Source organism: Pseudomonas sp. TE4620, assembly GCF_056279045.1.
In genome coordinates this window covers 4,669,192-4,695,660 of sequence record NZ_JBWBQO010000001.1, presented here as the reverse complement: position 1 = coordinate 4,695,660, position 26,469 = coordinate 4,669,192, and the positions used below count along the sequence as shown (strand labels likewise).

Below are 26,469 nucleotides of genomic sequence, written 5' to 3'. Positions count from 1 at the left end.
GCTCGCCGATAGCTGCGTCAGGTCCTCGCGAAAAGCTCGCCGTACCTCGGTACTGTCTCGCCTTTCGCTCCGGTCCTTCCTTGCTCTCGACGTGCTCGCTACGGCTCCAAAGGCATTCACAGCGGCTGTTTATTGAAGAGCAAAGCCAAAGCGGCTTTGCATCGTGAATACCACATTTCTGGAGTTCAGTTTCCATGGCCAAGATCGCCCCGCAATTGCCTATCGAAGTCGACAGCGAAACCGGTGTCTGGACCAGCGACGCCCTGCCGATGCTGTACGTGCCGCGGCATTTCTTCGTCAACAACCACATGGGCATCGAGGAAGTACTGGGCGCCGAGGCCTATGCCGAGATCCTCTACAAGGCCGGCTACAAGTCTGCCTGGCACTGGTGCGAGAAAGAGGCCGAATGCCACGGCCTGCAAGGCGTGGCGGTGTTCGAGCACTACATGAAGCGCCTGTCCCAGCGCGGCTGGGGCCTGTTCAAGATCCAGGACATCGACCTCGACAAGGGCACCGCCAGCGTCAAGCTCGAGCATTCGGCGTTCGTGTATGTGTACGGCAAGGTCGGGCGCAAGGTCGACTACATGTTCACCGGCTGGTTCGCCGGGGCCATGGACCAGATCCTGGCCGCCCGCGGCAGCAACATTCGCACGGTCGCCGAGCAAGTCTACGGCGGTTCGCAAGAAGGCCACGACGACGGCCTGTTCATCGTCAAGCCGTTGTAAGTCGAGGATCCCGCCATGGCTTTCGAAGCAATGTTCCAGCCGATCCAGATCGGCAAACTGACCATCCGCAACCGGGTACTGAGCACTGCGCACGCAGAGGTCTACGCCACCGATGGCGGCATGACCACCGAGCGCTACGTGAAGTACTACGAAGAGAAAGCCAAGGGCGGCATCGGCCTGGCGATTTGCGGCGGCTCCTCGGTGGTGGCCATCGACAGCCCGCAGGAATGGTGGGCGTCGGTGAACCTCTCGACCGACCGCATCATCCCGCACTTCCAGAACCTGGCCGACGCCATGCACAAGCATGGCGCCAAGATCATGATCCAGATTACCCACATGGGCCGTCGCTCGCGCTGGGACGGCTTCAACTGGCCGACCCTGATGTCGCCATCGGGGGTGCGCGAGCCGGTGCACCGGGCCACCTGCAAGACCATCGAGCCAGAAGAAATCTGGCGGGTGATCGGCAACTACGCGCAGGCCGCGCGCCGGGCCAAGGAAGGTGGCCTGGACGGCGTCGAGCTGTCGGCGGTGCACCAGCACATGATCGACCAGTTCTGGAGCCCGCGGGTCAACAAGCGCACCGACGAATGGGGCGGCACCTTTGAAGGGCGGATGAAGTTCGGCCTGGAAGTGCTCAAGGCCGTGCGTGCCGAAGTGGGCCCGGACTTTTGCGTGGGCATGCGCATCTGCGGTGACGAGTTCCACCCCGATGGCCTCAGCCACGAGGACATGAAGGAAATCGCCAAGTACTACGACGCCACCGGCATGCTGGATTTTTTCGGCGTGATCGGTTCGGGCTGCGACACCCACAACACCCTGGCCAACGTCATTCCCAACATGAGTTTCCCGCCCGAGCCGTTCCTGCACCTGGCAGCCGGCATCAAGGAAGTGGTCAAGGTGCCGGTGCTGCACGCGCAGAACATCAAGGACCCGAACCAGGCTACGCGCATTCTCGAAGGCGGTTATGTCGACATGGTCGGCATGACCCGTGCGCACATCGCCGACCCGCACCTGATCGCCAAGATCAAGATGGGCCAGATCGACCAGATCAAGCAGTGCGTGGGTGCCAACTACTGCATCGACCGCCAGTACCAGGGCCTGGACGTGCTGTGCATCCAGAACGCCGCGACCTCCCGTGAATACATGGGCGTGCCGCACATCATCGAGAAAAGCACCGGACCCAAGCGCAAGGTGGTGGTGGTTGGCGCCGGGCCTGCGGGCATGGAAGCCGCGCGCGTGGCAGCAGAGCGCGGCCATGACGTCACCCTGTTCGAGAAGAAGGACGCCATCGGCGGGCAGATCAGCATTGCCGCCAAGGCGCCGCAGCGCGACCAGATCGCCGGTATCACCCGCTGGTACCAGCTGGAGCTGGCGCGCCTGAAGGTCGACTTGCGCCTGGGTTCTGCCGCCGATATCGACACCATTCAAGACCTGCGCCCGGACATCATCGTGCTGGCGGTGGGCGGCCATCCATTCATCGAGCAGAACGAAAACTGGGGCGCCGCCGAAGGGCTGGTGGTCAGCAGCTGGGACGTGCTCGACGGCAAGGTGGCGCCGGGCAAGAACGTGCTGGTGTACGACACCATCTGCGAATTCACCGGCATGTCGGTGGCCGACTACATCGCTGACAAGGGCAGCCAGGTCGAGATCGTCACCGACGACATCAAGCCGGGCGTGGCCATTGGTGGCACGTCGTTCCCGACCTACTACCGCAGCATGTACCCCAAAGAAGTGATCATGACCGGTGACCTGATGCTGGAAAAGGTCTACCGCGAGGGTGACAAACTGGTGGCGGTGCTGGAGAACGAATACACCGGCGCCAAAGAGGAGCGGGTGGTCGACCAGGTGGTGATCGAGAACGGCGTACGGCCGGACGAGGCGCTGTACTACGGCCTCAAGGAAGGCTCGCGCAACAAGGGCCAGATCGACATCGAAGCGCTGTTCGCGATCAAGCCGCAGCCGATTCTCAGCCAGCCGGGCGAAGGCTACTTGCTGTATCGCATCGGCGACTGCGTGGCGCAGCGCAATACCCATGCCGCTATCTACGATGCACTCCGGCTTTGTAAGGATTTCTAAGGCAGCTGCAAGCGGCAAGCTTCAAGCGGTAAGCAAGAGCAGCGCGGTGTTGCCCTGGCTTGCGGCTTGAGGCTTGAGGCTTGCACCTGAAAGGTGCCTCTAAATGTTGAACACCCTTATCCCCATCCTCCTGTTCGCCGCCCTGGGCCTTGCTGTCCTGGGCGCGCTGCGGCGCGTGCGGATGTGGCGCCAGGGTCGGCCTTCGAAGGTCGATCTGCTCGGCGGCCTGCTGGCCATGCCCCGGCGCTATATGGTTGACCTGCACCACGTGGTCGCCCGCGACAAGTACATGGCCAACACCCACGTGGCCACCGCTGGCGGCTTTGTCCTGGCGGCGGTGCTGGCGATCCTGGTGCATGGCTTCGGTCTGCATAACAAGATTCTCGGCTACGCCTTGCTGTTCGCTACTGTGCTGATGTTTGCCGGTGCGCTGTTCGTTTACAAACGCCGGCTCAATCCGCCGTCGCGGCTGTCCAAAGGCCCATGGATGCGCTTGCCGAAAAGCCTGCTGGTGTTCGCCGCAAGCTTCTTCATCGCCACCTTGCCGGTCGCCGGGATCCTCCCCGAAGGCTTCGGCGGCTGGCTGCTGGTGGCGCTGCTGGGGCTTGGCGTGCTGTGGGGCGTGTCCGAGCTGTTCTTCGGCATGACCTGGGGCGGGCCGATGAAGCATGCCTTCGCCGGTGCCCTGCACCTGGCCTGGCACCGGCGTGCCGAGCGCTTTGGCGGTGGCCGTTCGACCGGGCTCAAGCCCATCGACCTGGAAGACCCGCAAGCGTTGCTGGGGGTAGAAAAGCCCAAGGATTTCACCTGGAACCAATTGCTCGGTTTTGACGCCTGCGTGCAGTGCGGCAAGTGCGAGGCCGTGTGCCCGGCGTTTGCCGCCGGCCAGCCGCTGAACCCGAAAAAACTCATCCAGGACATGGTCGTTGGCCTGGCCGGTGGTACCGATGCCAAGTTTGCCGGCAGCCCCTATCCTGGCAAAGCCATTGGCGAGCATGGCGGCAACCCGCACCAGCCGATCGTCAACGGCCTGGTCGATGCCCAGACCCTGTGGTCGTGCACCACCTGCCGCGCCTGCGTCGAGGAATGCCCGATGATGATCGAGCACGTCGATGCCATCGTCGACATGCGCCGCCACCTGACCCTGGAAAAAGGCGCGACACCGAACAAGGGCGCCGAGGTGCTGGACAACCTGATCGCCACCGACAACCCCGGCGGCTTCGCCCCGGGCGGGCGGATGAACTGGGCGGCGGACCTCAACCTCAACCTGCTCGGCGACATCAAGACCGCCGAGGTGCTGTTCTGGGTCGGCGATGGTGCCTTCGACATGCGCAACCAGCGCACCCTGCGCGCTTTCGTCAAAGTGCTCAAAGCCGCGCAAGTGGACTTCGCCGTGCTCGGCCTGGAAGAGCGCGACAGCGGTGACGTGGCCCGGCGCCTGGGCGATGAAGCGACCTTCCAGCAACTGGCCCGGCGCAATATCCAGACCCTGGCCAAGTACAGCTTCAAGCGCATCGTCACCTGCGATCCGCACAGCTTCCACGTGCTCAAGAACGAATACGGGGCCTTCGGCGGCAACTACCTGGTGCAGCACCACAGCACTTACATCGCCGAGCTGATTGGCGCAGGCGCGCTCAACCTGGGCCAGCACAAGGGCGGCAGCGTGACCTACCACGACCCGTGCTACCTGGGCCGCTACAACGGTGAGTACGAGGCGCCGCGCGAGGTATTGCGCGCTCTCGGCATCGAGGTCAGGGAGATGCAGCGGTCGGGCTTGCGTTCGCGCTGCTGCGGCGGTGGCGGCGGAGCGCCGATTACCGATATTCCGGGCAAACAACGGATCCCCGACATGCGTATGGATGACATCCGCGAAACCGCCGCCGAGCTGGTGGCCGTGGGTTGTCCACAGTGCACGGCGATGCTTGAGGGCGTAGTCGAGCCCCGTCCGCTGATCAAGGACCTGGCGGAACTGGTTGCCGACGCCATTCTCGAAGAACCGGCGGCGCCGAGCAAACCCGCTCCGGCACAGCGTGAACCTGCGGAGGTGCACTGATGAGCGACATTATTCGCCGTGATCCGCGCGCCGAGTGGATCGCCCGCAACCGCTTGCACCCGCTGCATGCGGCCATGCAGCAGGGCCAGCAACACAGCTGGATGGGGCCCAACGGCATCATTCGCAAGAACCCGCACGGGGTTGGCTTCATCGGCCCCAATGGCCTCAAGCGCATCGACCGCAGCGGCGCCCAGCAGGGTGGCAGCAGCAAGCGCACGGCTGCGGCCGTGGTGCAATTGCTGCTGCACCAGGTGGCACAGCCGGCGTTCTACATCGCCGTGGTTCCAGACATGGTCGGCGGTCGCCTGGGCAGTCACGACCGCGACCTGCTGGGCCTGGCCCACAGCCTGGCCGGTAGCGACGGCGCGGTGCTGGCAGTGGTGTTTGGCGAACACAAGGAAAGCAACTTTTCCACAGCCGGTGTCGATCGTCTGCTGGTCATCGAAGGTGACGAGTTCGCAGGTTACGCACCGGAGCAGTTGGTGCAGGGCCTGCGCGCTGTGGATAACCAGTACAGCCCACGCCACTGGCTGCTGCCAGACAGCCGCACGGGTGGCGGCGAGCTGGGCCGGCGCTTTGCTGCGGCCATTGGCGAACGCCCGGCGACTCGGGTCTGGCAGGTCAAGGACGGGCAGTGCAGCGGCCGTGCCGGCGCTGGCCAGCAAGACCTGGTGCGCGGCTTGCCGCGCTTGATCCTGGCAGCCGCCGAATGTGCGGAACCGGTCAGTGAAACCCGTCATGAAGCCTTGCCGGTGCAGTTATCCACAAGTGCTGTGCGCAGCTTGTCGCGCATTGAAGACCTCGGCCCGGTGGCCGTCGATCCGGCGGCCATCGCCATGGCCGAGGCCGAATTCATTGTCTCGGGCGGTAATGGCGTCAAGGATTGGGAACTGTTCCACCGCGCCACCGTGGCCCTCGGCGCGACCGAAGGCGCCTCGCGGGTAGCAGTGGACGACGGCTTTATGCCACGCAATCGCCAGGTCGGTGCCACCGGTACCTGGGTGACCGCGCGGGTATACCTGGCTGTGGGTATCTCCGGGGCGATCCAGCACCTGCAGGGCATCGGCGCCTGCGACAAGGTGGTGGCGATCAACATGGACCCGGGCTGCGACATGATCAAGCGTGCCGACCTGTCGGTGATCGGCGACAGCGCGGCGATTCTCCAGGCGCTGATCGAGGCTGTGGAAAACTACCGCAACGACGTCAAGCGCGATGCGGCCTGAGGGCAGGGGATAACTATGCACACCAAGGTCATCAGTCTGGTTTCAATCGGTGCCCACCCAAGCTCTGGCCGCTCTCGACGTGCCGAGCAGGATGCCCGGGCGGTAGAGCTGGGCCTGCAGCTGGCTGGGGATAACTTGCAGGTGCTGCACGCCGGCGACCCGCAGGAGCCGGCCTTGCGCGCTTACCTGGGTATGGGCCTGGAGCACATCGACGTGCTTGAACAGCCACATGGCGCCGATGCCCTGGGCGTACTCGGCGATTACCTGCGCGACGCTGGCGCTCAATTGGTGCTGACCGGCAGCCAGGCGGAAACCGGCGAAGGTTCGGGGATGCTGCCGTTCCTCCTGGCCGAGCGTCTGGGCTGGCCGCTGGTGGTGGGCCTGGCCGAAGTTGAATCTATCCACAATGGTGTCGCCCAGGTGCTGCAGGCCCTGCCACGGGGCCAGCGGCGGCGTCTGAAGGTACGCCTGCCGCTGCTGGCGACTGTGGATAACGCCGCGCCCAAGCCGCGCCAGAGCGCCTTTGGCCCGGCCCGGCGCGGGGTGTTGGCAGCGCGCCAGGTGGATGTTGTCGAAGACGAGTTATTCACAAGCGCCGAGCTGCAGCCGGCCAAGCCACGGCCCAAGCGCCTGAAAGTGATCAAGGCCAAGAGCGGCGCCGACCGCATGAAAGCTGCTACCGCCAAGGCCAGTGGCGGTGGTGGGCAAGTACTCAAGGACCTCTGCCCCGCAGACGGCGCGCAAGCCATCCTCAAGCTGCTGGTGGAAGAGGGCGTATTACGCTGACAGTTGCTCACAAAGTCTGTTGGCCGATCTGTGGATAAAGTGTTCGTGTATGGCTGCAGGGCACGCATTGCGTGCCCTTCGGCGTTATGGTCAAAAAATGATCAAGCTAAGTTGTGGATTTTTCGAGGTTTTCTCCCTCTGGCTCGGCTGAGTTTGCCCACAATCGCTGTTGGCGGGTCTGTGGATAATATGTTCGCCCATGGCTGAGAGGCCCGTGTGGCAAGGGCTGCGCACGGTTGATCAAAAACTAGCCAATTGCCGTGTTTATGCCTGCCCACGCCCGTTTTTTCGGTTGTTCAGGGCGTTATCCACAACGCTTTTTCACCGCTGCGACTTTTGCACACAAAGTCTGTTGGCGTCTCTGTGGATAAGGTGTTCGCCTTCCGCTGTGAGCCTTGTATTTAAAGGCGTGCAGAGATTTGATCAAATATTGATCAATAAAATTTAGTGGAAAAAACAACGACTTGCCCACATTAGCTGTGGGCTGTCCTGTGGATAAAGTGTTTGTTCTATCGAGGGCCCCAGTAAGGCCGGGGTGTTGCGGGGTATGGTCAAAATTTGATCAGCTCCCACAGGATTTACAGGTACCTACAAATCCTGTGGGAGCGGCGGTGCGACGCCTCGACTTGCCCCGCGATAAGGTTACTGCGCAGCCACACCCTTCAGATAAGGCGCCGGCGCCGCCCCCAGGTTGCTCAGCATCCGCTCGCTGTACCAATCGACGAAATTAACCACGCCAAACTCATAGGTCTTCGAATAAGGCCCGGGCTGATACGCCGTGGAGTTGATCCCACGCTGGTTCTCTTCAGCCAGGCGCCGGTCCTGGTCGTTGGTGGCGTCCCACACCTGGCGCATGCGCGCCGGGTCGTAGTCCACACCTTCAACCGCATCCTTGTGCACCAGCCACTTGGTGGTGACCATGGTCTCCAGGGCGCTGATCGGCCACACAGTGAAGACGATGATGTGATCGCCCATGCAGTGGTTCCACGAGTGCGGCAGGTGCAGGATGCGCATCGAGCCGAGATCCGGGTTCTTGATCCGGCCCATGAGCTTCTGGCAGCCCTGCTTGCCATCCAGGGTCATCGACACCGTGCCCTTGAGCAGCGGCATGCGCACGATACGGTTACGCAGGCCGAAGCTTGCGTGGGCGTAGGGGATCTTCTCGGCATCCCAGGCGGCAGCCGAGGCGGCGACGTGGTCCTTGAACGCCTGGTCGGCGCGTGGGTCGGTGACGTCGTCCCATTCCAGCAGGGTTTTCAGCAGTTCAGGGTGCGAGCCGCTGCAGTGGTAGCACTCGCGGTTGTTTTCCAGCACCAGCTTCCAGTTGGCCTTCTCCATCAAGGTGGTTTGCACCGCCACCTTGGTGTTCTCCATGTCGTAGGGTTCCATGTAGTGGGTCAGGGTGGCGAGGAAGTCGTCAATCGCCGGCGGGTTCTCGGCCAGGCTGATGAAGATGTAGCCACCGGCGGTCTTGACGTTCACAGGCTTGAGGCCGTACTGCTTCATGTCGAAATCGGCGCCCATTTCGGTGCCGGCAAACAGCAGGCGGCCGTCCAGCTCGTAGGTCCACTGGTGGTAATGGCAGACCAGCTTGGCGACCTTGCCCTTGTCGCTGGTGCACAGGCGTGAACCGCGATGGCGGCAGACGTTGTGGAAGGCGTGCACCTGGCCTTCGGCACCGCGCACCACCAGGATCGGGTTCTTGCCGATCTGCAGGGTGATGAAGTTGCCCTTGGTCGGGATTTCACAGGTCATCCCGGCGATCAGCCATTCCTTCTGGAAGATTTCTTCCATGTCGATCTGGAACAGGCGCTCGTCGCAGTAGAACGGCTGTGGCAGCGAGAAGGTCCGCTCGCGGCTCTGCAGCATCTCGGCGGTGGCCTTGCGTGCAGGTTCCAGTGGATCGCCCAGACTCAAAGTTGCGGTGACGTCCATCGTGTAGGTCCTCATGGCCAGTGCTTGTGGCCGGTGAAAGTGGCTAATCGTTGTTATGGCGACGCAAGGCTCAAGTACAGCAGGATCATGTGCGATGGAGTGTGCGTTCGAAGGGCGCAGGAACCATATCCATGGACGACATGATCAGATCCGTTTCCGACGCGTAAGCCCCCGTGGCTGGGGGCTGGTCGCGATAAGCACGCCAATGTCGCGGATAGGTAAGTGTCGCCTGCGCGGCTTAAGCAGAATCGCAGCCATCAGGCCGCAGTCGGCCGTGGAGACGAGCATGTCCAACAGCTTCCTCAATCCGGTCAGCACCCAGACCTGGGCCAACGGCCGCCACATCGTCCGTTGCGTCAAGGTGATCCAGGAAACCTGGGACGTGCGCACCTTCTGTTTCATGGCCGACCAGCCGATCATGTTCTTCTTCAAGCCCGGGCAGTTCGTCACCCTGGAGCTTGAGATCGATGGCGAGCCGATCATGCGCTCGTACACCATCTCAAGCTCGCCGTCGGTGCCCTACAGTTTCTCGGTGACCATCAAGCGCGTGCCCGGCGGCAAGGTCTCCAACTGGCTGCACGACACATTGCACGAAGGCCAGGAGCTGGCGGTGCACGGCCCGGTCGGGCTGTTCAACGCCATGGATTTCCCCAGCCCCAAGGTGCTGTACCTCAGCGGCGGCGTCGGTATCACCCCGGTGATGTCCATGGCCCGCTGGTTCTATGACACCAACGGCAATGTCGACATGGTTTTCGTTCATAGCGCGCGCTCACCGAAAGACATCATCTATCACCGCGAGCTGGAACATATGGCGTCGCGAATCGACAACTTCAGCCTTCATATCATTTGCGAGAAGCACGGCTTGGGCGAGCCCTGGGCGGGCTATCGCGGCTACCTGAACCAGAAGCTGATGGAGTTGATCGCCCCGGACTACCTGGAACGGGAGATTTTCTGCTGCGGCCCGACGCCCTACATGAACGCGGTCAAGCGCCTGCTGGAAAGTAGCGGCTACGACATGAGCCGCTACCATGAAGAGTCGTTCGGCGCGACCCCGGCCGAGGTCAAGGCCGATGCCGTGGAACACGCCGAACAAGCCGCCGAAGCTGCCGAGGTGGACGCCGGCGACCTGCACCAAGTCGAATTCACCGCCACCGGCAAGAGCATCCGCGTCGCCCCGGGCGAGACCGTGCACGCGGCGGCGGCCAAGCTCGGGCTGATGATCCCCAAGGCCTGCGGCATGGGCATCTGCGGCACCTGCAAGGTGCTCAAGCTGGGCGGCGAAGTGGAGATGGAACACAACGGTGGCATCACTGATGACGATGTGGCGGAGGGTTATATTTTGTCCTGCTGCAGTGTGCCGAAGGGTGACGTACGGATTGAGTACTAGTGTTGCAGACACCGCCGTAAAGCTGCGGCTGGCGATCTTCATGGACATGGTTGTGGTCGCTGATCCACTTGTAGTCGGCGTCGCTCAGGTCCAGGTCGGCCAGCAGCAGTTGCGCTTCGGGCAGGCTGCTGGCGCCAGCCAGGGGAAAGCCGTCGGCATCGACAATGGTTGAACCGCCCACCCAGTCGACCCCGCGTTCGCTGCCATGGCGATCACAAACCGCGATGAACATGCGATTCACTGCTGCCCCCGCCTGAACCCGGACGATTTCTGCCGGGCGCTCCTCGGGAGGGCGGGGGAATTCTGGCCAGTTGGCGGGCGCACACAACAACTGTGCACCACTCAGCGCAGCCAGGCGTACCCACTCCGGGAGCTCCAGGTCATAACAGATCATCAGTGCTATTCGCCCTTTGGCCGTTCGCACAACGGGTGGCGGTTGTTCGCCCGGTGTGAAGATGAGTTTTTCCCGGTCCCACAGGTGCACCTTGCGATAGCAGGTGATCCAGCCCTGAGGCTCGATCAGCACTACGCTGTTGGCGACTTCGGTTGCCGACAGGCGTTCGCACAGGCCGGCCACCACCATGATCTCGTGTTGCCGGGCGAGGGCGAACCAACCCTTGACCGTGGCGTCGTATAAACCCTCGGCAACGCTCAAGGCTTCGTCGCGGTCTTCAAACACGTAGCCGCTCTGCATAAGCTCCGGCAGCACGACCAGTTCCGCGCCTTCCCGGGCGGCCTCGATGATCGCTGCATTGGAAACTTCGCGGTTATGGATTACATCGGCAACTTTCGGTGCAACTTGGGCGCAAGCAATGCGCAGCGGCAGTGATGATGTGTTCATGTGTGCTCTCCTGAAAATAATGATCAGGCGATATAAAATAGTTAGCGTCAACTGGCATTTTTGCTAGTTCAAGTTCCGTGTTTTTGATTGCCAATCAATATAACTATTGAAGACCCCCGGCTCTATGCTGTGAGTTCATCACTGCCTTCAGGCGGAGCCTGATATGTCCTCGATCCCTTCACGAATTCTTTCCGCCAAGCGTGTGCTGGATAATCAGGTTCGGGCGCTGATTCCAGACTTTCCTTTTGACTATGGGCAGTACCTGGCGGACAAGGGGCCGGCACCGCTTGGCCGAATCCAGCCACAGCATCATGGCCAGCAAGTGCTGGTGGTGGGGGCCGGCGTGGCCGGGCTGGTTGCCGCCTATGAAGCAATGCGCATGGGCCTGCATCCGGTTTTGGTGGAGGCCAGCGGACGCATAGGCGGGCGCCTGTATTCGACCGCGGTCAACGATAGCGTGCCGTTTGAGCGCGGTGCCATGCGCTTTCCGTTGTCGGGCCAGGCGCTGATGCATTACTTCAGCAAAGTGCGCATGCGGGATAACACTGAAGACTTTCCCAATCCCGGAAGTGCCGCCGCCGTTAGTACCGTCGTTGATTATGCCGACGAAAAATATTACTACGAAGTCGGCAATGACAACTTTCCCCGGCCGCCGGCGTTCGAGAACATTGAAATCAAGTTCTTCGATGAGTTTCTCGAGCAGGCGCCTATCCATTTCAAGGAAATGGAACACACCATGTCTGCCGGGACAATAGACCAGGCGAAAATCAAACTGTTGTGGAATGCAATTTTGCGCGAAGGCTGGGACAACCTCAGCTTTCATGCCGCGATGGTCGAGCAGGCGCGTTGGCCTGCCGACGAGATTAACCTGTTCGGCCAGATCGGCTTTGGTACGGGTGGCTGGAACACCGACTTTCCCAATTGCTTTCTGGAAGTACTGCGGGTGCTGTATACCGGGCTGGATATCAACCACCTGTTGATGCGCGACGGTGCCGACCAGTTGCCCCTACGGCTTTGGCAGCAACCTGCAGCGGCCTTTGGTGATGACAGCGTGTTCTGGCCGCAGAACATGACCCTGGAAGAACTGGCGAGCGCGTTTCCGGGCGACCCGCTGCGCCAGGAAGTTCGGCAGATCAAGCGCCTGACAGCGGGCGAAGGTGGCGGTTTCGAAGTGCTCTGCCATGACCTGCAGAGCGGACGCGACCAACGCCTGCGCTACGCCAGTGTGGTCTACACCCCGCATGTGCGGATACTCGACAAGTTCCGCTACATGAACGGCGCCGAAGGCCTTGAGGCCAGCCGTTCGCTGCTGACGCAGCAGCAATGGGAAGCAGTGATGTATACCCACTACATGCAGTCGGCCAAGGTATTTGCCGCTACCCGCGAGCCGTTCTGGACCCAGCGCGGGCCGGACGGCAAGCAACTGATGAGTATTACCCTGTCTGACCGCCTGACCCGTGGCACCTACCTGGTGGACTACAGCCGAAACCCGGGAGCCTACAAAGGTAGTGGGGTTTTCTTGTCATATACCTGGAACGACGACAGCCTGAAGTTTCTCGGTGACCGTCAGGGCGACCTGCCGCAGCATGGCGAGTTGTGCACCGCCTTGCTCGATCAGGTTTATCCCGGCCTGGACCTGGCTTCGCATTTCCCTGCGGCAGACCCCTTTGTCGAGATCAACTGGGAGAACGAGCCTTTCTATCTTGGGGCTTTCAAGATGAACCTGCCGGGCCAGTACGAGTACCAGCGGCTGTTGTTCAGCCAGTTCAAGGAGGGCAGTGACGGTAGCGCAGTGGATGGCTTCATCCTGGCCGGCGACGATGTGTCCTGGACCGGCGGTTGGGCTGAAGGGGCGGTGACCACGGCACTTAATGCCGTGGACAAACTGGCCACGCGCTACAACAACGGCTTCAGCCCCGAGGGCGGTCCCATTGCGCAGTGGGACCCCCTCAAGCCGGCTGCGCTGGCCGATCTGCAGGTCAAACGCTGAAACGTGCCACCAGCCCGCTCAGGTCCACCGCCAGGCGCGACAGCTCGGCACTGGCGGCGCTGGTCTGGTGGGCGCCGGTGGCCGACTGCACCGAAAGATCGTTGATGTTGACCAGGTTGCGGTCGACTTCGCGGGCAACCTGGGCCTGCTCTTCGGCGGCGCTGGCGATCACCAGGTTGCGTTCGTTGATCTCGGCCACCGCGCCGGTGATGGTTTCCAGCGCCAGGCCGGCGCCACGGGCGATGTTCAGGGTCGACTCGGCGCGTTCGGTGCTGTTGCGCATGGAGTTGACCGCCTGCTCGGTGCCGCCCTGGATACTGCCGATCATCCGTTCGATTTCGCTGGTCGACTGCTGGGTGCGGTGGGCCAGGGCGCGCACTTCATCAGCCACTACGGCAAAGCCGCGGCCGGCTTCCCCGGCACGCGCCGCTTCGATGGCGGCGTTGAGAGCCAGCAGGTTGGTCTGGTCGGCCAGGCCGCGAATCACATCGAGCACCTTGCCAATATCACGCGACTCTTCCGCCAGGTTGCCGATCAGTTCGGCAGTGCCTTGCACGTCGGTGCTCATGCGCTCGATGGCGCTGACGGTTTCCATGACCAGGTCACGGCCGTCACCGGCCGAACGGGTGGCTTCCTTGGAGGCTTCCGAGGTGCTCACGGCATTGCGCGCGACTTCTTCGACGGCGCTGGTCATCTCGGTGACGGCCGTGGCGGCCTGTTCGATTTCGTTGTTCTGTTGCTGCAGGCCACGGGCGCTTTCGTCGGTGACGCTGTTGAGCTCTTCGGCCGCCGATGCCAGCTGGGTGGCCGAGCCGGAAATCTGCTGCAGGGTGTCGCGCAGCTTGTTCTGCATCTTGGCCATGGCCTTGAGCAGACGCGCTGCTTCGTCCTGGCCTTCGGCGTGGATGCTGCGGGTCAGGTCGCCTTCGGCAATCCGCTCGGCGGCCTGCAGGGCTTCGTCGATCGGCTTGACGATGCTGCGGGTCAGCAGCAGGGCGCAGATCAGGGTCAGGGCGGTGGCGGCCAGCAGCAGGCCGATCACCAGAGTCACGGCATTGGAATATTGTTCGGCGGCGGTGCGGTTGATCTCGCTGGTTTGTTCGGTGTTGATGCTGACCAGTTGATCCATGACGCTGTTGATCTGCTCGGAGCTGTCGAGCATGTCGCGGTTGATCAGGTTGCGCAGGGTGTCCAGGTCATTGTTCTGCGAGGCCAGGCGCATGCGGTTTTCCAGTTGGCGGTACTGGCCCAGCAACTGCACGTACTGGTTGTAGGCCGAGCGTTCCTGGTTGCCGAAGATCAACGGTTCGTAGTTGCGGCGCGCGTCGTCGATCTGCTGGTTGCGCTGGTCGATCAGCTTGAGGGTGGCCTGCAGGGTGTCGGCTTCGCGGTTGAGCAGCAGGCGGTACGACAGAGTGCGCAGGCGCAGGGTCAGCTGGGTCAGTTGGTCGAGGTTGGTCAGGCTTGGCACCGTCGAGGTCTCGATGGTTTCGCCGGCCTGGCGAATCTTGCTCATCTGGTTCAGGGCGAACAGACCCAGGGCCAGCATCAGCGCACCGATCAGAGCAAAGCCCAGAAGCGCGCGCGGGGCGATATTCATGTTGCGTAGGGACATGGTGGTATCCAGGAGGGAAAAGGGCACGCGAACCGTGCGCAGGAGTCAGGACTGCCATGCCTATCGGTCGGCGGGGTAAAGACTTGAGCGGGCGAAGATGAAATTGTGAGGCAGCTATCTTTTTTCCTGACCGGTGGTAGGCAAAACGGGGAACCGGACCCGGATCGGCGGGTCAATCTGCACCAGGCCGAAGCGTCTAAACCCGATATCCCTGGCTAGCACGCGGACTTTTCTTTATCGTGTGCGCCCCCTGAAACACCCCGAGAAGGCAATCATGTTGGAAACTTCCCTTAGTCAACTGGAGCAACTGGTCAGCGACCTGGTGCAGAAGAATCAGGAACTGACCGAGCGCAACGCGCAAATCAGTGCCGAACTGGCCCAGGCCAAAGATGAAAACGACAGCTTGCAATTGAGCCTGCTGGAGCAGGAAGAAAAGCAGGGCGCTACCGCCGCACGCATCCAGGCCCTGGTTGAGCGTGCCAGCGTTGGTGCCGTGAACGCATGAAAACCTCAGCGCAGCCGATCAATGTCGTGTCGATCCTCGGCAGCGATTATTCGATCAAGGCCCCCGAAGGCCAGGAGCAGGCGCTGGCGCAAGCGGTGCAGATGCTCAATGCCTCATTGGCCGATACCAAGCGTAAATACCCGACCCTGATCGGTGACAAGCTGCTGGTACTGGCAGCCCTCAACCTGTGCTCGCAGCAGATCGAACTGCAACAGCAGCACCAGCAGGCCCTCGACCGTTACCAAGAGCAAGTCAACGCCACGGTCGATGTGATTGCGCGGACCATCAGCAACAGCTGATCGCCTCCAAAGCCCCAAGCTAAACCTTTTTGCCAGCTCACCGCCTTCGGGAGGGTGGGCCGGCATTGCTGTGGATCACTGTCATTATTGTATTTCCTGTTGTATACAATTGGCCTGTCTCTTGCACTACAGGGCTTATTTACCCAGGGGAAATACATGCAGTTCTGGCGGCGCAGTATCCAGTGGCAATTGATCGCAAGCATGGGCGCAGCGCTGTTGCTGAGCATTCTGGTGGTGGTCGGCATCTACAGCGTGGCGGTCAATCGGCTGACCGAGCGTTACCTGGTCGACACTGCCTTGCCGGCGAGCATTGAGGCGATTCGTAACGACATCGAGCGCATGCTTGGCCGGCCGCTGACGGCGGCGGCGGACATCGCCAACAACACCCTGCTGCGCGACTGGCTGGCGGCGGGCGAAGACAGTGCCCAGGCGCCGCAATTCATCGAGTACCTCGAAGCCCTGCGCAAGCACAACCAGGCCTTTACCGCGCTGTTTGCCGCGACCGCGAGCAACCACTACTACAACGAGAAAGGCCTGGACCGCACCCTCAGCCGCAGCAACCCGGCGGACAAATGGTTCTTCGGCTTCATCGACAGCGGCAACCCGCGGCTGCTGAACATCGATACCGATGGCAGCACCGGCGAACTGGCGCTGTTCATCGATTATCGGGTGGAAAAAGCCGGGCAACTGGTGGGCATCGCCGGGCTTGGCCTGCGCATGACAGAACTGTCCGAGCTGATTCACAACTTCAGTTTTGGCGAGCACGGGCGAGTCATGCTGGTGCGCGGCGACGGTTTGATCCAGGTGCATCCGCAGGCGCAGTTCAGCGGCAAGCGGCAGTTGGCCGAACAGATTGGTGGCGAGGCTGCCAAAGTTGTCTTGAGCCGTGAGCAGGGCCTGCACAGCAGCCGCTTCGAGCGCGATGGCGAGGGCTACCTGGCCCTCAGCCTGCCGCTGCGTGACCTCAACTGGACGCTGGTTGCCGAAGTGCCAGAAGCGCAGATCTACGCCCAGGTACGCGAGACCGTCTGGCTGACCAGCCTGATTGGCGGCGCAGTGGCGTTGGTGTCGCTGTTGCTGGTGGTACTGCTGGCACGTGGTATCGTCCGGCCGATCCGCCGCGTGACCGCTGCCCTGATGGCCATCGGCAATGGCGGCGGCGACCTGACCCAGCGCCTGGACGAGAACCGTGCAGACGAACTCGGCGACCTGGCCCGTGGCTTCAACCGCTTTCTCGACAGCCAGCGTGACCTGATCGGCGAAGTGCTGAGCACCAGTGAGCGCCTGCGGGCCTCGGTGGCGCAAGTCACGCAAGTGGTGGACAACACCGCCGAACGTTCCGGCCGCCAGCAGGAAATGACCGAGATGGTCGCCACCGCCGTGCATGAGATGGGCCTGACCGTGCAGGACATTGCCCAGAATGCCGGCAATGCCGCGCACGCCTCGCAAACCGCGCGCAGCGAAGCGCTACAGGCCCGCGACGTAGTGCGCCGCTCGATTGCCCATATCGAGGGCATGTCCGAGGAGATTGGCCAGGCGGCCAGTGCAGTGGGGGAGCTGGCTACGGAGGTGGCGTCGATCGACGAAGTGCTGGCGGTGATCCGCAGCATCTCCGAGCAGACCAACCTGCTGGCGCTCAACGCTGCCATCGAAGCGGCGCGGGCCGGCGAGATGGGCCGCGGCTTTGCCGTGGTCGCCGATGAGGTACGAACCCTGGCGCGGCGCACCCAGGTGTCCACCGATGAAGTGCAGCAGATGATCCTGCGCCTCAAGCAGGGTGCTGGCAGTGCGGTGGCGTCGATGCAGGCCGGGCAGGCGGCAACCGGCACGGGCGTGGAGTCGAGCCAGCAGACCGGTGCTTCGCTGGGGACCATCACCGAGCAGGTCGAGCACATCAGTGACATGAACCATCAGGTGGCGACAGCGACTGAAGAGCAGTCGGCGGTGACCGAGGAGATCAACCGTACGGTGCAGGGGATTTCCGACCTGGCGCGGGAAACGGCAGTGGATGTGCAGGGGTGCCGGGAGGAGTGCCAGGCGCTGCGCGGGCTGGCCGATGACCTGGCGCGGCAGATGGGTGGGTTTCGCCTTTGAAATTATCGCGGGGCAAGCCCGCTCCCACCGGATTTCATTGATCTTCGGTGGGAGCGGGCTTGCCCCGCGATAAGGCCCTCAAGCCCCCATCACCGCCCGGATATCTGCCGCCAGCTCACGCACCCGCGCCTCTTCGGTATCCCACGAGCACATGAAGCGTGCGCCGCCGCTGCCGATGAAGGTATAGAAGCGCCAGCCCTTGTTGCGCAAGGCTTCCAGCGCCGGCTCCGACATTTGCAGGAACACCCCGTTGGCTTCCACCGGGAACATCAGCTCAACCCCCGGCACATCGCGAACCAGTTCGCTGAGCAACTGCGCGCAGTGGTTGGCATGCACAGCGTGGCGCTGCCAGGCGCCGTCTTCCAGCAAACCGACCCAGGGTGCCGACAAAAAGCGCATCTTCGACGCCAGTTGCCCGGCCTGCTTGCAGCGGTAGTCGAAGTCTTCGGCCAGCTCGCGGTTGAAGAACAGGATCGCTTCACCCACCGCCATGCCGTTCTTGGTGCCGCCAAAGCACAGCACATCGACTCCGGCCTTCCAGGTCAGCTCCGCCGGGCTGCAGCCAAGGAACGCGCAGGCGTTGCTGAAGCGGGCGCCGTCCATGTGCAGGTTCAGGCCCAGCTCCTTGCAGGTGGCGCTGATGGCCTTGAGCTCGTCCGGGCGGTAGACGCTGCCGACCTCGGTGGCCTGTGTGATGGTCACCACCCTTGGCTTGGGGTAGTGGATGTCCTGGCGCTTGAGCGCCACTTCGCGGATCGACTCGGGGGTCAGCTTGCCGGCTTCGCTGCGCGCGGTGAGCAGCTTGGAGCCGTTGGAGAAGAACTCCGGGGCGCCGCATTCGTCGGTCTCGACGTGGGCGGTCTCCGAGCAGATCACGCTGTGATAGCTCTGGCACAGCGACGACAGCGCCAGCGAGTTGGCGGCGGTGCCGTTGAAGGCGAAGAACACTTCGCAGTCGGTTTCGAACAATTTGCGGAAGTATTCCGAGGCACGTGCCGTCCATTGGTCGTCGCCGTAGGCGCGCTCGTGGCCCTGGTTGGCCTTTTCCATGGCGGCCCAGGCTTCGGGGCAGATACCTGAGTAGTTGTCGCTGGCGAATTGCTGGCTTTTATCTGGCATGAGACTGTCCTGTGAACGACGCAGACGAGCACTCTAAACCAAGAATTGCGGCGTCGCCTATACAAAGCATTGCCCCCGTGGAAGCGGGCTTGCCCCGCGATGAGGCTACATGTCGTAAACGCACCTTTGCGTGGCGTCCGTAGGCATCTGGGCTGTCTGCGTCGGTCATACCATCGCTGCAAAAGGGCAATTGCCCGACAAGAACCGATGCCGCTGCCGGGAGAGACTGCGATGTTCAGCAAGCAAGACCAGATCCAGGGTTATGACGATGCACTGCTGGCGGCGATCAATGCCGAAGAGCAACGCCAGGAAGATCACATCGAGCTGATCGCCTCGGAAAACTACACCAGCAAGCGTGTCATGCAGGCCCAGGGCAGCGGCCTGACCAACAAATACGCCGAAGGCTACCCGGGCAAGCGCTATTACGGCGGTTGCGAGCATGTGGATAAAGTCGAGCAACTGGCCATCGACCGCGCCAAGCAGCTGTTCGGCGCCGATTACGCCAACGTTCAGCCGCACTCCGGCTCCTCGGCCAACAGCGCCGTATACCTGGCCCTGCTGCAGGCCGGCGATACCATCCTGGGCATGAGCCTGGCCCACGGCGGTCACCTGACCCACGGCGCCAAGGTGTCGTCCTCGGGCAAGCTGTACAACGCCGTGCAGTACGGCATCGACACCAACACCGGGCTGATCGACTACGACGAAGTCGAGCGCCTGGCGCTGGAGAACAAGCCGAAGATGATCGTCGCCGGGTTCTCGGCCTACTCAAAAACCCTCGATTTCCCACGCTTTCGTCAGATCGCCGACAAGGTCGGTGCTTATCTGTTTGTCGACATGGCCCACGTTGCCGGCCTGGTCGCCGCTGGCCTGTACCCGAACCCGCTGCCTTACGCTGATGTGGTCACCACCACCACCCACAAGACCCTGCGCGGCCCGCGTGGCGGCCTGATTTTGGCGCGCAGCAACGAAGAGATCGAGAAGAAGCTCAACGCCGCGGTGTTCCCCGGTGCCCAGGGCGGCCCGCTGATGCACGTGATCGCCGCCAAGGCGGTGTGCTTCAAGGAGGCGCTGGAGCCTGGCTTCAAGACCTATCAACAGCAGGTGATCGACAACGCCCAGGCCATGGCCGAAGTGTTCATCAAACGCGGTTATGACGTGGTTTCCGGCGGCACCGACAACCACCTGTTCCTGGTCAGCCTGATCCGCCAGGGCCTGACCGGCAAAGAGGCCGACGCCGCCCTCGGCCGTGCGCACATCACCGTCAACAAGAACGCCGTGCCCAACGACCCGCAGTCGCCGTTCGTCACCTCCGGCCTGCGCATCGGCACCCCGGCGGTCACCAGCCGCGGCTTCAAGGTCAGCCAGTGCGTGGAGCTGGCCGGCTGGATCTGCGACATCCTCGATAACCTCGGTGATGCCGACGTCGAGGCCGATGTTGCGAAGAACGTGTCGGCACTCTGTGCAGATTTTCCGGTTTATCGCTGAGTGGTCCAGGAGTAAAGACTATGCAACGTTACTCAGGCTTCGGCCTCTTCAAGCACTCACTCAGCCACCACGAAAACTGGCAGCGCATGTGGCGCACGCCCACCCCGAAAAAAGTCTACGACGTGGTCATCGTCGGTGGTGGCGGGCATGGCCTGGCCACCGCCTACTACCTGGCCAAGGAACACGGCATCACCAACGTGGCAGTGGTCGAGAAGGGCTGGCTGGGAGGCGGCAACACCGCGCGCAACACCACCATCGTCCGCTCCAACTACCTGTGGGACGAGTCGGCGCACCTGTATGAACACGCGATGAAGCTCTGGGAAGGGCTGTCACAAGACATCAACTACAACGTGATGTTCTCCCAGCGCGGCGTCTACAACCTCTGTCATACCTTGCAGGACATGCGTGATTCCGAGCGTCGGGTCAGTGCCAACCGCCTCAATGGCGTCGACGGCGAGCTGCTCAATGCTCAACAAGTAGCTGAAGAAATCCCTTACCTGGACTGCTCGAAGAACACCCGCTACCCGATCATCGGCGCCACCGTGCAGCGCCGCGGTGGTGTTGCCCGCCACGACGCCGTGGCCTGGGGCTTTGCCCGCGCCGCCGACGCCCTGGGCGTCGACCTGATCCAGCAAACCGAAGTGATCGGTTTTCGCAAGGAAAACGGCGTGGTCATCGGCGTCGAGACCAACAAAGGCTTTATCGGCGCCAAGCGCGTCGGCGTGGTCACCGCCGGTAACTCCGGGCACATGGCCAAGCTCGCAGGTTTCCGCCTGCCGATCGAATCGCATCCGCTGCAAGCACTGGTGTCCGAGCCGCTCAAGCCGATCATCGACAGCGTGATCATGTCCAACGCCGTGCACGGCTACATCAGCCAGTCGGACAAGGGCGACCTGGTCATCGGCGCCGGCATCGACGGCTGGGTCGGTTACGGCCAGCGCGGTTCGTACCCGGTGATCGAGCACACCCTGCAGGCCATCGTCGAAATGTTCCCGATCCTCTCGCGGGTGCGCATGAACCGCCAGTGGGGCGGCATCGTCGATACCACCCCGGACGCCTGCCCGATCATCTCCAAGACCCCGGTGAAGAACATGTTCTTCAACTGCGGCTGGGGCACCGGCGGCTTCAAGGCCACCCCGGGCTCGGGCAACGTCTTTGCCGCAAGCCTGGCCAAGGGCGAAATGCACCCGCTGGCCAAACCCTTTTCCATCGACCGTTTCCACAACGGTGCACTGATCGACGAACACGGCGCCGCCGCTGTCGCCCACTAACAGGAGAAATCCCCATGTTGCATATCTTCTGTCCCCACTGCGGCGAGCTGCGCTCCGAAGAGGAGTTCCACGCCGCAGGCCAGGCGCACATTCCCCGGCCGCTGGACCCCAACGCCTGCTCCGACGAGGAGTGGGGCGACTACATGTTCTTTCGCGATAACCCCCGTGGCCTGCACCACGAGCTGTGGATTCACGCCGCTGGTTGCCGCCAGTATTTCAACGCCACGCGTGACACGCTGACCTACGAAATTCTCGAAACCTATCCGATCGGCGCCAAGCCGCAGGTCACCGGCAAGAACACCAGCCCGCAGTTGGCAGTCAGTGGTCAGGGAGAAAAGGTATGAGCCAGGTCTATCGCCTGTCCAACGGCGGTCGTATCGATCGCAGCAAAGTCTTGAACTTCACCTTCAACGGCCAGACCTACCAGGGCTTTGCCGGTGACACCCTGGCCGCCGCGCTGCTGGCCAACGGCGTCGACATCGTCGGGCGCAGCTTCAAGTACTCGCGCCCCCGCGGGATCATCGCCGCAGGTAGCGAGGAGCCCAACGCCATCCTGCAGATCGGCGCCACCGAAGCCACCCAGGTGCCCAACGTGCGCGCCACCCAGCAGGCGCTGTACGCCGGCCTTGTGGCCACCAGCACCAACGGCTGGCCGAATGTGAACAACGACGTCATGGGCATCCTCGGCAAGGTCGGCGGCAAGCTGATGCCGCCGGGTTTCTACTACAAGACGTTCATGTACCCGCAGTCGTTCTGGATGACCTACGAGAAGTACATCCGCAAAGCCGCCGGCCTTGGCCGTGCGCCGCTGCAGAACGACCCGGACAGCTACGACTACATGAACCACCACTGCGACGTGCTGGTGGTCGGCGCCGGCCCCGCCGGCCTGGCCGCAGCCCTGGCGGCTGGCCGCAGCGGCGCGCGGGTGATCCTCGCCGATGAACAGGAAGAGTTCGGCGGCAGCCTGCTCGACAGCCGTGAAACTCTCGACGGCAAGCCGGCCGCCGACTGGGTTGCGGCAGTGGTGGCCGAGCTCAAGGCACTGCCGGAAGTCACCCTGTTGCCACGGGCCACGGTCAACGGCTACCACGATCACAACTTCCTCACCATTCACGAGCGCCTGACCGACCATCTGGGCGATCGCGCGCCGATCGGCCAGGTGCGCCAGCGCATGCACCGGGTACGCGCCAAGCGTGTGGTGCTGGCGACTGGCGCCCACGAGCGGCCTTTGGTGTACGGCAACAACGATGTGCCGGGCAACATGCTCGCCGGTGCGGTCTCGACCTACGTGCGCCGCTATGGCGTGGCGCCGGGGCGCAAGTTGGTGCTGTCGACCAACAATGACCACGCCTATCGCGTAGCCCTGGACTGGCACGACGCCGGCCTGAACGTGGTCGCCGTCGCCGATGCCCGCCACAACCCGCGCGGTTCGTTGGTGGAAGAGGCGCGGGCCAAGGGCATTCGCATCCTCACCTCCAGTGCGGTGATCGAGACGCGCGGCAGCAAGCACGTGACTGCAGCCCGGGTTGCCGCCATCGACGTCAAGGCGCATAAGGTCAGCAGCCCCGGCGAGTGGCTGGATTGCGACCTGGTAGCCACCTCCGGCGGCTACAGCCCGGTGGTGCACCTGGCTTCGCACCTGGGCGGCAAACCGGTCTGGCGTGAAGACATTCTCGGTTTCGTACCCGGTGAAGCACCGCAAAAACGCGTGTGCGTGGGTGGCATCAACGGTGTGTTCGCCCTTGCCGACACCCTCGCCGATGGTTTTGAAGGCGGCGTGCGCGCCGCCACCGAAGCCGGTTTCAAGGCGGTGCTGGGGGTGATTCCGAAAGTCCTGGCACGCCAGGAAGAACCAACCGTGGCGCTGTTTCAGGTGCCCCACGACAAGAACACAGCACGGGCGCCGAAGCAGTTCGTCGACCAGCAGAACGACGTCACCGCCGCCGCCATCGAACTGGCTACCCGCGAAGGCTTCGAGTCGGTCGAGCACGTCAAGCGCTACACCGCGCTGGGCTTTGGTACCGATCAGGGCAAGCTGGGCAACATCAACGGCCTGGCGATTGCCGCCCGTTCGATGGGCATCACCATCCCGGAAATGGGCACCACCATGTTTCGCCCCAACTACACGCCGATCACCTTCGGCGCGGTGGCGGGCCGACACTGCGGGCACCTGTTCGAGCCGGTACGCTTTACTGCCCTGCATGCCTGGCATGTGAAGAACGGCGCCGAATTCGAAGACGTCGGCCAGTGGAAGCGCCCCTGGTACTTCCCGCGCAACGGCGAGGACATTCATGCCGCCGTGGCTCGCGAGTGCAAGGCGGTGCGTGACAGCGTCGGCCTGCTCGACGCCTCGACCCTGGGCAAGATCGACATCCAGGGCCCGGACGCGCGCGAATTCCTCAACCGCATCTACACCAACGCCTGGACCAAGCTCGATGTTGGCAAGGCCCGCTACGGCCTCATGTGCAAAGAAGATGGCATGGTCTTCGACGACGGCGTCACCGCCTGTGTCGGCGACAACCACTTCATCATGACCACCACCACAGGTGGCGCGGCGCGGGTGCTGCAGTGGCTGGAGATCTACCAGCAGACCGAATGGCCGGACCTGAAAGTGTACTTCACCTCGGTCACCGACCACTGGGCGACCCTGACCCTGTCGGGCCCCAACAGCCGCAAGCTGCTCAGCGAAGTCAGCGATATCGACCTGGACAAGGACGCCTTCCCGTTCATGACCTGGAAGGAGGGCCTGGTCGGCGGTGTGCCGGCGCGGGTGTTCCGTATCTCGTTCACCGGCGAGCTGTCGTATGAAGTCAACGTCCAGGCCAACTACGCCATGGGCGTGCTGGAGAAGATCGTCGCTGCCGGCAAGCAATACAACCTGACCCCGTACGGCACCGAAACCATGCACGTACTGCGCGCCGAGAAGGGCTTCATCATTGTCGGCCAGGACACCGACGGCTCGATGACCCCGGACGACCTCAACATGGGCTGGTGTGTTGGCCGCACCAAGCCGTTTTCGTGGATCGGCTGGCGCGGGATGAACCGCGAAGACTGCGTGCGCGAGAACCGCAAGCAGCTGGTCGGGCTCAAGCCGGTCGACCCCAACAAGTGGCTGCCGGAAGGCGCGCAACTGGTGTTCGACCCGAAACAAGCGATCCCGATGGACATGGTCGGTCACGTCACCTCCAGCTACGCCAGCAACTCCCTGGGCTATTCGTTTGCCATGGGTGTGGTCAAGGGCGGGCTCAAACGCATCGGCGAACGGGTCTACTCGCCCCAGGCCGATGGCAGCGTGATCGAGGCCGAGATCTGTTCTTCGGTGTTCTTCGATCCGAAGGGTGAACGGCAGAACATCTAACGCCGGCGTGATGTAGCTCCCACAGGGATCGCGTTACCAGGTCCACAGAATTCAAGGCAGGTGTGTAATGAGCACGATCAACGTCTACCAGCAACGCCCCGGCAACGACGCCAAGGCTGAAACGCCGCTGCACCACGCCGACCTGCCGAGCCTGATCGGCAAGGGTCGCAAAAACGCCGGGGTAACCCTGCGCGAGAAAAAACTCCTCGGCCACCTGACCCTGCGAGGCGATGGCAAGGACCCGGCCTTTGCCGGCGGTGTGTTCAAGGCCCTGGGCCTGGAGCTGCCGGTGGCCCTGACCGTGGTCGCCAACGGCGAGATGTCGCTGCAGTGGCTGGGCCCGGATGAATGGCTGCTGATCGTCCCCGGCGGTGAGGAATTTGCCGTCGAGCAAAAGCTGCGCGACGCCCTCGATGGCCTGCACATTCAGATCGTCAACGTCAGTGGCGGGCAAACCGTTCTGGAACTGAGCGGCCCCAACGTGCGCGACGTGCTGATGAAATCCACCAGCTACGATGTACATCCAAACAACTTTCCGGTGGGCAAGGCCGTCGGCACGGTGTTCGCCAAGTCGCAACTGGTGATCCGCCGCACCGGTGAAGAAACCTGGGAGCTGCTGATCCGCCGCAGTTTCTCCGACTACTGGTGGCTGTGGCTGCAGGACGCTTCCGCCGAATACGGCCTGAGCATTCAGGCTTAAGGAGCAATGCCATGAGTCGTGCACCGGACACCTGGATTCTCACCGCCGACTGCCCGAGCCTGCTCGGCACGGTCGACGCGGTGACGCGTTACCTGTTCGAGCAGCACTGCTACGTTACCGAGCACCACTCGTTCGATGACCGGCTGTCCGGGCGCTTTTTCATTCGCGTGGAATTCCGCCAGCCGGATGATTTCGACGAGGCCAGCTTTCGCGCAGGCCTGGCCGAGCGCGGCGCGGCGTTTGGCATGCTGTTCGAGCTGACCGCGCCCAAGCACCGACCGAAAGTGGTGATCATGGTCTCCAAGGCCGATCACTGTCTCAACGATCTGCTCTATCGCCAGCGCATCGGCCAGTTGAGCATGGACGTGGTGGCAGTGGTTTCCAACCATCCGGACCTAGAGCCCCTGGCCCACTGGCACCGCATTCCCTATTACCACTTCGCCCTCGACCCCCATGACAAACCGGCGCAGGAGCGCAAGGTGCTGCAGGTGATCGAAGAGTCCGGCGCCGAGCTGGTAATCCTTGCCCGCTACATGCAGGTGCTGTCGCCCGAGTTGTGCCGCAAGCTCGACGGCTGGGCGATCAACATCCATCACTCGCTGCTGCCCGGCTTCAAGGGCGCCAAGCCCTACCACCAGGCCTACAACAAGGGCGTGAAACTGGTCGGTGCCACCGCGCACTACATCAACAACGACCTCGACGAAGGGCCGATCATCGCCCAAGGCGTCGAGGCGGTGGACCACAGCCATTACCCCGAAGACCTGATCGCCAAGGGCCGTGATATCGAGTGCCTGACCCTGGCGCGGGCGGTGGGCTATCACATCGAGCGGCGGGTGTTCCTCAACGCCAACCGGACGGTAGTGCTCTGACGGCCGCCATCGCGGGGCAAGCCCGCTCCCACACCGGTAGGAGCGGGCTTGCCCCGCGATGAGGCCTTCAAGGCAAAAACAGATTCCAGTAACACAGCGCCGCCTACGGGCAGCGCACTTTGCACCGCTACATAACAA

20 protein-coding genes and 1 pseudogene are annotated in these 26,469 nt (G+C 62.7%); 17 read left to right on the top strand and 4 right to left on the bottom strand.

Annotated elements, in window-relative coordinates:
- Positions 1–194: 194 nt before the first annotated feature.
- The 5 genes from ACZ9A3_RS21825 (at position 195) to etfB (ending at position 6,863) form a co-directional block, all read left to right on the top strand.
- Complete coding sequence (locus ACZ9A3_RS21825) at positions 195–725, top strand: 4-vinyl reductase (RefSeq protein WP_045202287.1); 531 nt, start codon at positions 195–197, stop codon at positions 723–725.
- A gap of 15 nt (positions 726–740) precedes the next feature.
- Positions 741–2,801, top strand: coding sequence for a dimethylglycine demethylation protein DgcA (dgcA, locus tag ACZ9A3_RS21820; protein ID WP_476253107.1), 2,061 nt, complete (start codon positions 741–743; stop codon positions 2,799–2,801).
- 103 nt (positions 2,802–2,904) lie between these two features.
- Entirely contained in the window at positions 2,905–4,854 is a 1,950-nt protein-coding gene (gene dgcB / locus ACZ9A3_RS21815; protein WP_213603034.1) for a dimethylglycine demethylation protein DgcB, read from the top strand.
- The gene (gene etfA / locus ACZ9A3_RS21810) at positions 4,854–6,077 is read left to right on the top strand and encodes an electron transfer flavoprotein subunit alpha (RefSeq protein WP_213603037.1); all 1,224 of its coding nucleotides are present in this window, start codon (positions 4,854–4,856) and stop codon (positions 6,075–6,077) included. Before dgcB ends, etfA begins: the two co-directional genes overlap by 1 nt.
- A 15-nt stretch (positions 6,078–6,092) precedes the next feature.
- Positions 6,093–6,863, top strand: coding sequence for an electron transfer flavoprotein subunit beta (gene etfB, locus ACZ9A3_RS21805; protein ID WP_258595194.1), 771 nt, complete (start codon positions 6,093–6,095; stop codon positions 6,861–6,863).
- Positions 6,864–7,505: 642 nt separating this feature from the next.
- Here etfB and gbcA read toward each other — a convergent pair.
- A complete protein-coding gene (gene gbcA / locus ACZ9A3_RS21800) occupies positions 7,506–8,798 on the bottom strand; it encodes a glycine-betaine demethylase subunit GbcA (protein ID WP_476253106.1) in 1,293 nt (430 codons plus the stop codon).
- Between the two features lie 286 nt (positions 8,799–9,084).
- On the opposite strand from gbcA, the gene gbcB reads away from it, so the two are divergent.
- A complete protein-coding gene (gene gbcB, locus ACZ9A3_RS21795) occupies positions 9,085–10,185 on the top strand; it encodes a glycine-betaine demethylase subunit GbcB (RefSeq protein WP_093378723.1) in 1,101 nt (366 codons plus the stop codon).
- On the opposite strand, the gene ACZ9A3_RS21790 is transcribed toward gbcB, so the two are convergent.
- The gene (locus tag ACZ9A3_RS21790) at positions 10,106–11,026 is read right to left on the bottom strand and encodes a nitrilase-related carbon-nitrogen hydrolase (protein ID WP_093378727.1); all 921 of its coding nucleotides are present in this window, start codon (positions 11,024–11,026) and stop codon (positions 10,106–10,108) included. The two genes, gbcB and ACZ9A3_RS21790, sit on opposite strands and share 80 nt — an antisense overlap.
- A 163-nt stretch (positions 11,027–11,189) precedes the next feature.
- Here ACZ9A3_RS21790 and ACZ9A3_RS21785 point away from each other — a divergent pair, with 163 nt between their 5' ends.
- Positions 11,190–13,016: a flavin monoamine oxidase family protein gene (locus ACZ9A3_RS21785; protein WP_476253105.1), complete on the top strand. Its 1,827-nt coding sequence runs from the start codon at positions 11,190–11,192 to the stop codon at positions 13,014–13,016.
- On the opposite strand, the gene ACZ9A3_RS21780 is transcribed toward ACZ9A3_RS21785, so the two are convergent.
- Positions 13,006–14,616: a methyl-accepting chemotaxis protein gene (locus ACZ9A3_RS21780; RefSeq protein WP_476253349.1), complete on the bottom strand. Its 1,611-nt coding sequence runs from the start codon at positions 14,614–14,616 to the stop codon at positions 13,006–13,008. The genes ACZ9A3_RS21785 and ACZ9A3_RS21780 overlap by 11 nt on opposite strands.
- Positions 14,617–14,905: 289 nt before the next feature.
- Between ACZ9A3_RS21780 and ACZ9A3_RS21775 the strand changes: the two genes are divergently transcribed.
- The 4 genes and pseudogenes from ACZ9A3_RS21775 (at position 14,906) to ACZ9A3_RS21760 (ending at position 17,529) form a co-directional block, all read left to right on the top strand.
- Positions 14,906–15,136, top strand: a complete 231-nt coding sequence (locus ACZ9A3_RS21775) for a hypothetical protein (RefSeq protein ID WP_045202365.1) — start codon at positions 14,906–14,908, stop codon at positions 15,134–15,136.
- Positions 15,133–15,435 (top strand): cell division protein ZapA, encoded by a 303-nt coding sequence (locus ACZ9A3_RS21770; RefSeq protein WP_038998322.1) that lies wholly within the window; start codon positions 15,133–15,135, stop codon positions 15,433–15,435. Before ACZ9A3_RS21775 ends, ACZ9A3_RS21770 begins: the two co-directional genes overlap by 4 nt.
- 156 nt (positions 15,436–15,591) lie before the next feature.
- A pseudogene (locus ACZ9A3_RS21765) lies at positions 15,592–16,668 on the top strand (HAMP domain-containing protein); the annotation flags it as partial.
- Positions 16,669–16,791: 123 nt separating this feature from the next.
- A complete protein-coding gene (locus ACZ9A3_RS21760; protein ID WP_408980610.1) occupies positions 16,792–17,529 on the top strand; it encodes a methyl-accepting chemotaxis protein in 738 nt (245 codons plus the stop codon).
- Between the two features lie 78 nt (positions 17,530–17,607).
- Here the strand turns inward: ACZ9A3_RS21760 and ACZ9A3_RS21755 are convergent, their stop codons facing one another.
- Positions 17,608–18,648, bottom strand: a complete 1,041-nt coding sequence (locus tag ACZ9A3_RS21755; RefSeq protein WP_093378747.1) for a threonine aldolase family protein — start codon at positions 18,646–18,648, stop codon at positions 17,608–17,610.
- 231 nt (positions 18,649–18,879) lie between these two features.
- Here ACZ9A3_RS21755 and glyA point away from each other — a divergent pair, with 231 nt between their 5' ends.
- From glyA to purU, 6 genes are all read left to right on the top strand, one after another.
- Complete coding sequence (gene glyA / locus ACZ9A3_RS21750) at positions 18,880–20,133, top strand: serine hydroxymethyltransferase (RefSeq protein WP_195885194.1); 1,254 nt, start codon at positions 18,880–18,882, stop codon at positions 20,131–20,133.
- A gap of 20 nt (positions 20,134–20,153) precedes the next feature.
- Entirely contained in the window at positions 20,154–21,404 is a 1,251-nt protein-coding gene (locus ACZ9A3_RS21745) for a sarcosine oxidase subunit beta family protein (protein WP_038998326.1), read from the top strand.
- Positions 21,405–21,418: 14 nt separating this feature from the next.
- Positions 21,419–21,748, top strand: coding sequence for a sarcosine oxidase subunit delta (locus tag ACZ9A3_RS21740; protein ID WP_045199126.1), 330 nt, complete (start codon positions 21,419–21,421; stop codon positions 21,746–21,748).
- Complete coding sequence (locus ACZ9A3_RS21735) at positions 21,745–24,762, top strand: sarcosine oxidase subunit alpha (RefSeq protein WP_213603043.1); 3,018 nt, start codon at positions 21,745–21,747, stop codon at positions 24,760–24,762. Before ACZ9A3_RS21740 ends, ACZ9A3_RS21735 begins: the two co-directional genes overlap by 4 nt.
- Before the next feature lie 67 nt (positions 24,763–24,829).
- The gene (locus ACZ9A3_RS21730; protein WP_213603045.1) at positions 24,830–25,462 is read left to right on the top strand and encodes a sarcosine oxidase subunit gamma; all 633 of its coding nucleotides are present in this window, start codon (positions 24,830–24,832) and stop codon (positions 25,460–25,462) included.
- 11 nt (positions 25,463–25,473) lie between these two features.
- Positions 25,474–26,331, top strand: a complete 858-nt coding sequence (purU, locus tag ACZ9A3_RS21725; RefSeq protein WP_093378767.1) for a formyltetrahydrofolate deformylase — start codon at positions 25,474–25,476, stop codon at positions 26,329–26,331.
- The last annotated feature ends 138 nt before the right edge of the window (positions 26,332–26,469 follow it).

Coding starts and splice junctions, on each gene's coding strand:
- ACZ9A3_RS21825 (WP_045202287.1), top strand. CDS start 195: ATGGCCAAGATCGCCCCGCAATTGCCTATCGAAGTCGACAGCGAAACC.
- dgcA (WP_476253107.1), top strand. CDS start 741: ATGGCTTTCGAAGCAATGTTCCAGCCGATCCAGATCGGCAAACTGACC.
- dgcB (WP_213603034.1), top strand. CDS start 2,905: ATGTTGAACACCCTTATCCCCATCCTCCTGTTCGCCGCCCTGGGCCTT.
- etfA (WP_213603037.1), top strand. CDS start 4,854: ATGAGCGACATTATTCGCCGTGATCCGCGCGCCGAGTGGATCGCCCGC.
- etfB (WP_258595194.1), top strand. CDS start 6,093: ATGCACACCAAGGTCATCAGTCTGGTTTCAATCGGTGCCCACCCAAGC.
- gbcA (WP_476253106.1), bottom strand. CDS start 8,798: ATGGACGTCACCGCAACTTTGAGTCTGGGCGATCCACTGGAACCTGCA.
- gbcB (WP_093378723.1), top strand. CDS start 9,085: ATGTCCAACAGCTTCCTCAATCCGGTCAGCACCCAGACCTGGGCCAAC.
- ACZ9A3_RS21790 (WP_093378727.1), bottom strand. CDS start 11,026: ATGAACACATCATCACTGCCGCTGCGCATTGCTTGCGCCCAAGTTGCA.
- ACZ9A3_RS21785 (WP_476253105.1), top strand. CDS start 11,190: ATGTCCTCGATCCCTTCACGAATTCTTTCCGCCAAGCGTGTGCTGGAT.
- ACZ9A3_RS21780 (WP_476253349.1), bottom strand. CDS start 14,616: ATGAATATCGCCCCGCGCGCGCTTCTGGGCTTTGCTCTGATCGGTGCG.
- ACZ9A3_RS21775 (WP_045202365.1), top strand. CDS start 14,906: ATGTTGGAAACTTCCCTTAGTCAACTGGAGCAACTGGTCAGCGACCTG.
- ACZ9A3_RS21770 (WP_038998322.1), top strand. CDS start 15,133: ATGAAAACCTCAGCGCAGCCGATCAATGTCGTGTCGATCCTCGGCAGC.
- ACZ9A3_RS21760 (WP_408980610.1), top strand. CDS start 16,792: ATGACCGAGATGGTCGCCACCGCCGTGCATGAGATGGGCCTGACCGTG.
- ACZ9A3_RS21755 (WP_093378747.1), bottom strand. CDS start 18,648: ATGCCAGATAAAAGCCAGCAATTCGCCAGCGACAACTACTCAGGTATC.
- glyA (WP_195885194.1), top strand. CDS start 18,880: ATGTTCAGCAAGCAAGACCAGATCCAGGGTTATGACGATGCACTGCTG.
- ACZ9A3_RS21745 (WP_038998326.1), top strand. CDS start 20,154: ATGCAACGTTACTCAGGCTTCGGCCTCTTCAAGCACTCACTCAGCCAC.
- ACZ9A3_RS21740 (WP_045199126.1), top strand. CDS start 21,419: ATGTTGCATATCTTCTGTCCCCACTGCGGCGAGCTGCGCTCCGAAGAG.
- ACZ9A3_RS21735 (WP_213603043.1), top strand. CDS start 21,745: ATGAGCCAGGTCTATCGCCTGTCCAACGGCGGTCGTATCGATCGCAGC.
- ACZ9A3_RS21730 (WP_213603045.1), top strand. CDS start 24,830: ATGAGCACGATCAACGTCTACCAGCAACGCCCCGGCAACGACGCCAAG.
- purU (WP_093378767.1), top strand. CDS start 25,474: ATGAGTCGTGCACCGGACACCTGGATTCTCACCGCCGACTGCCCGAGC.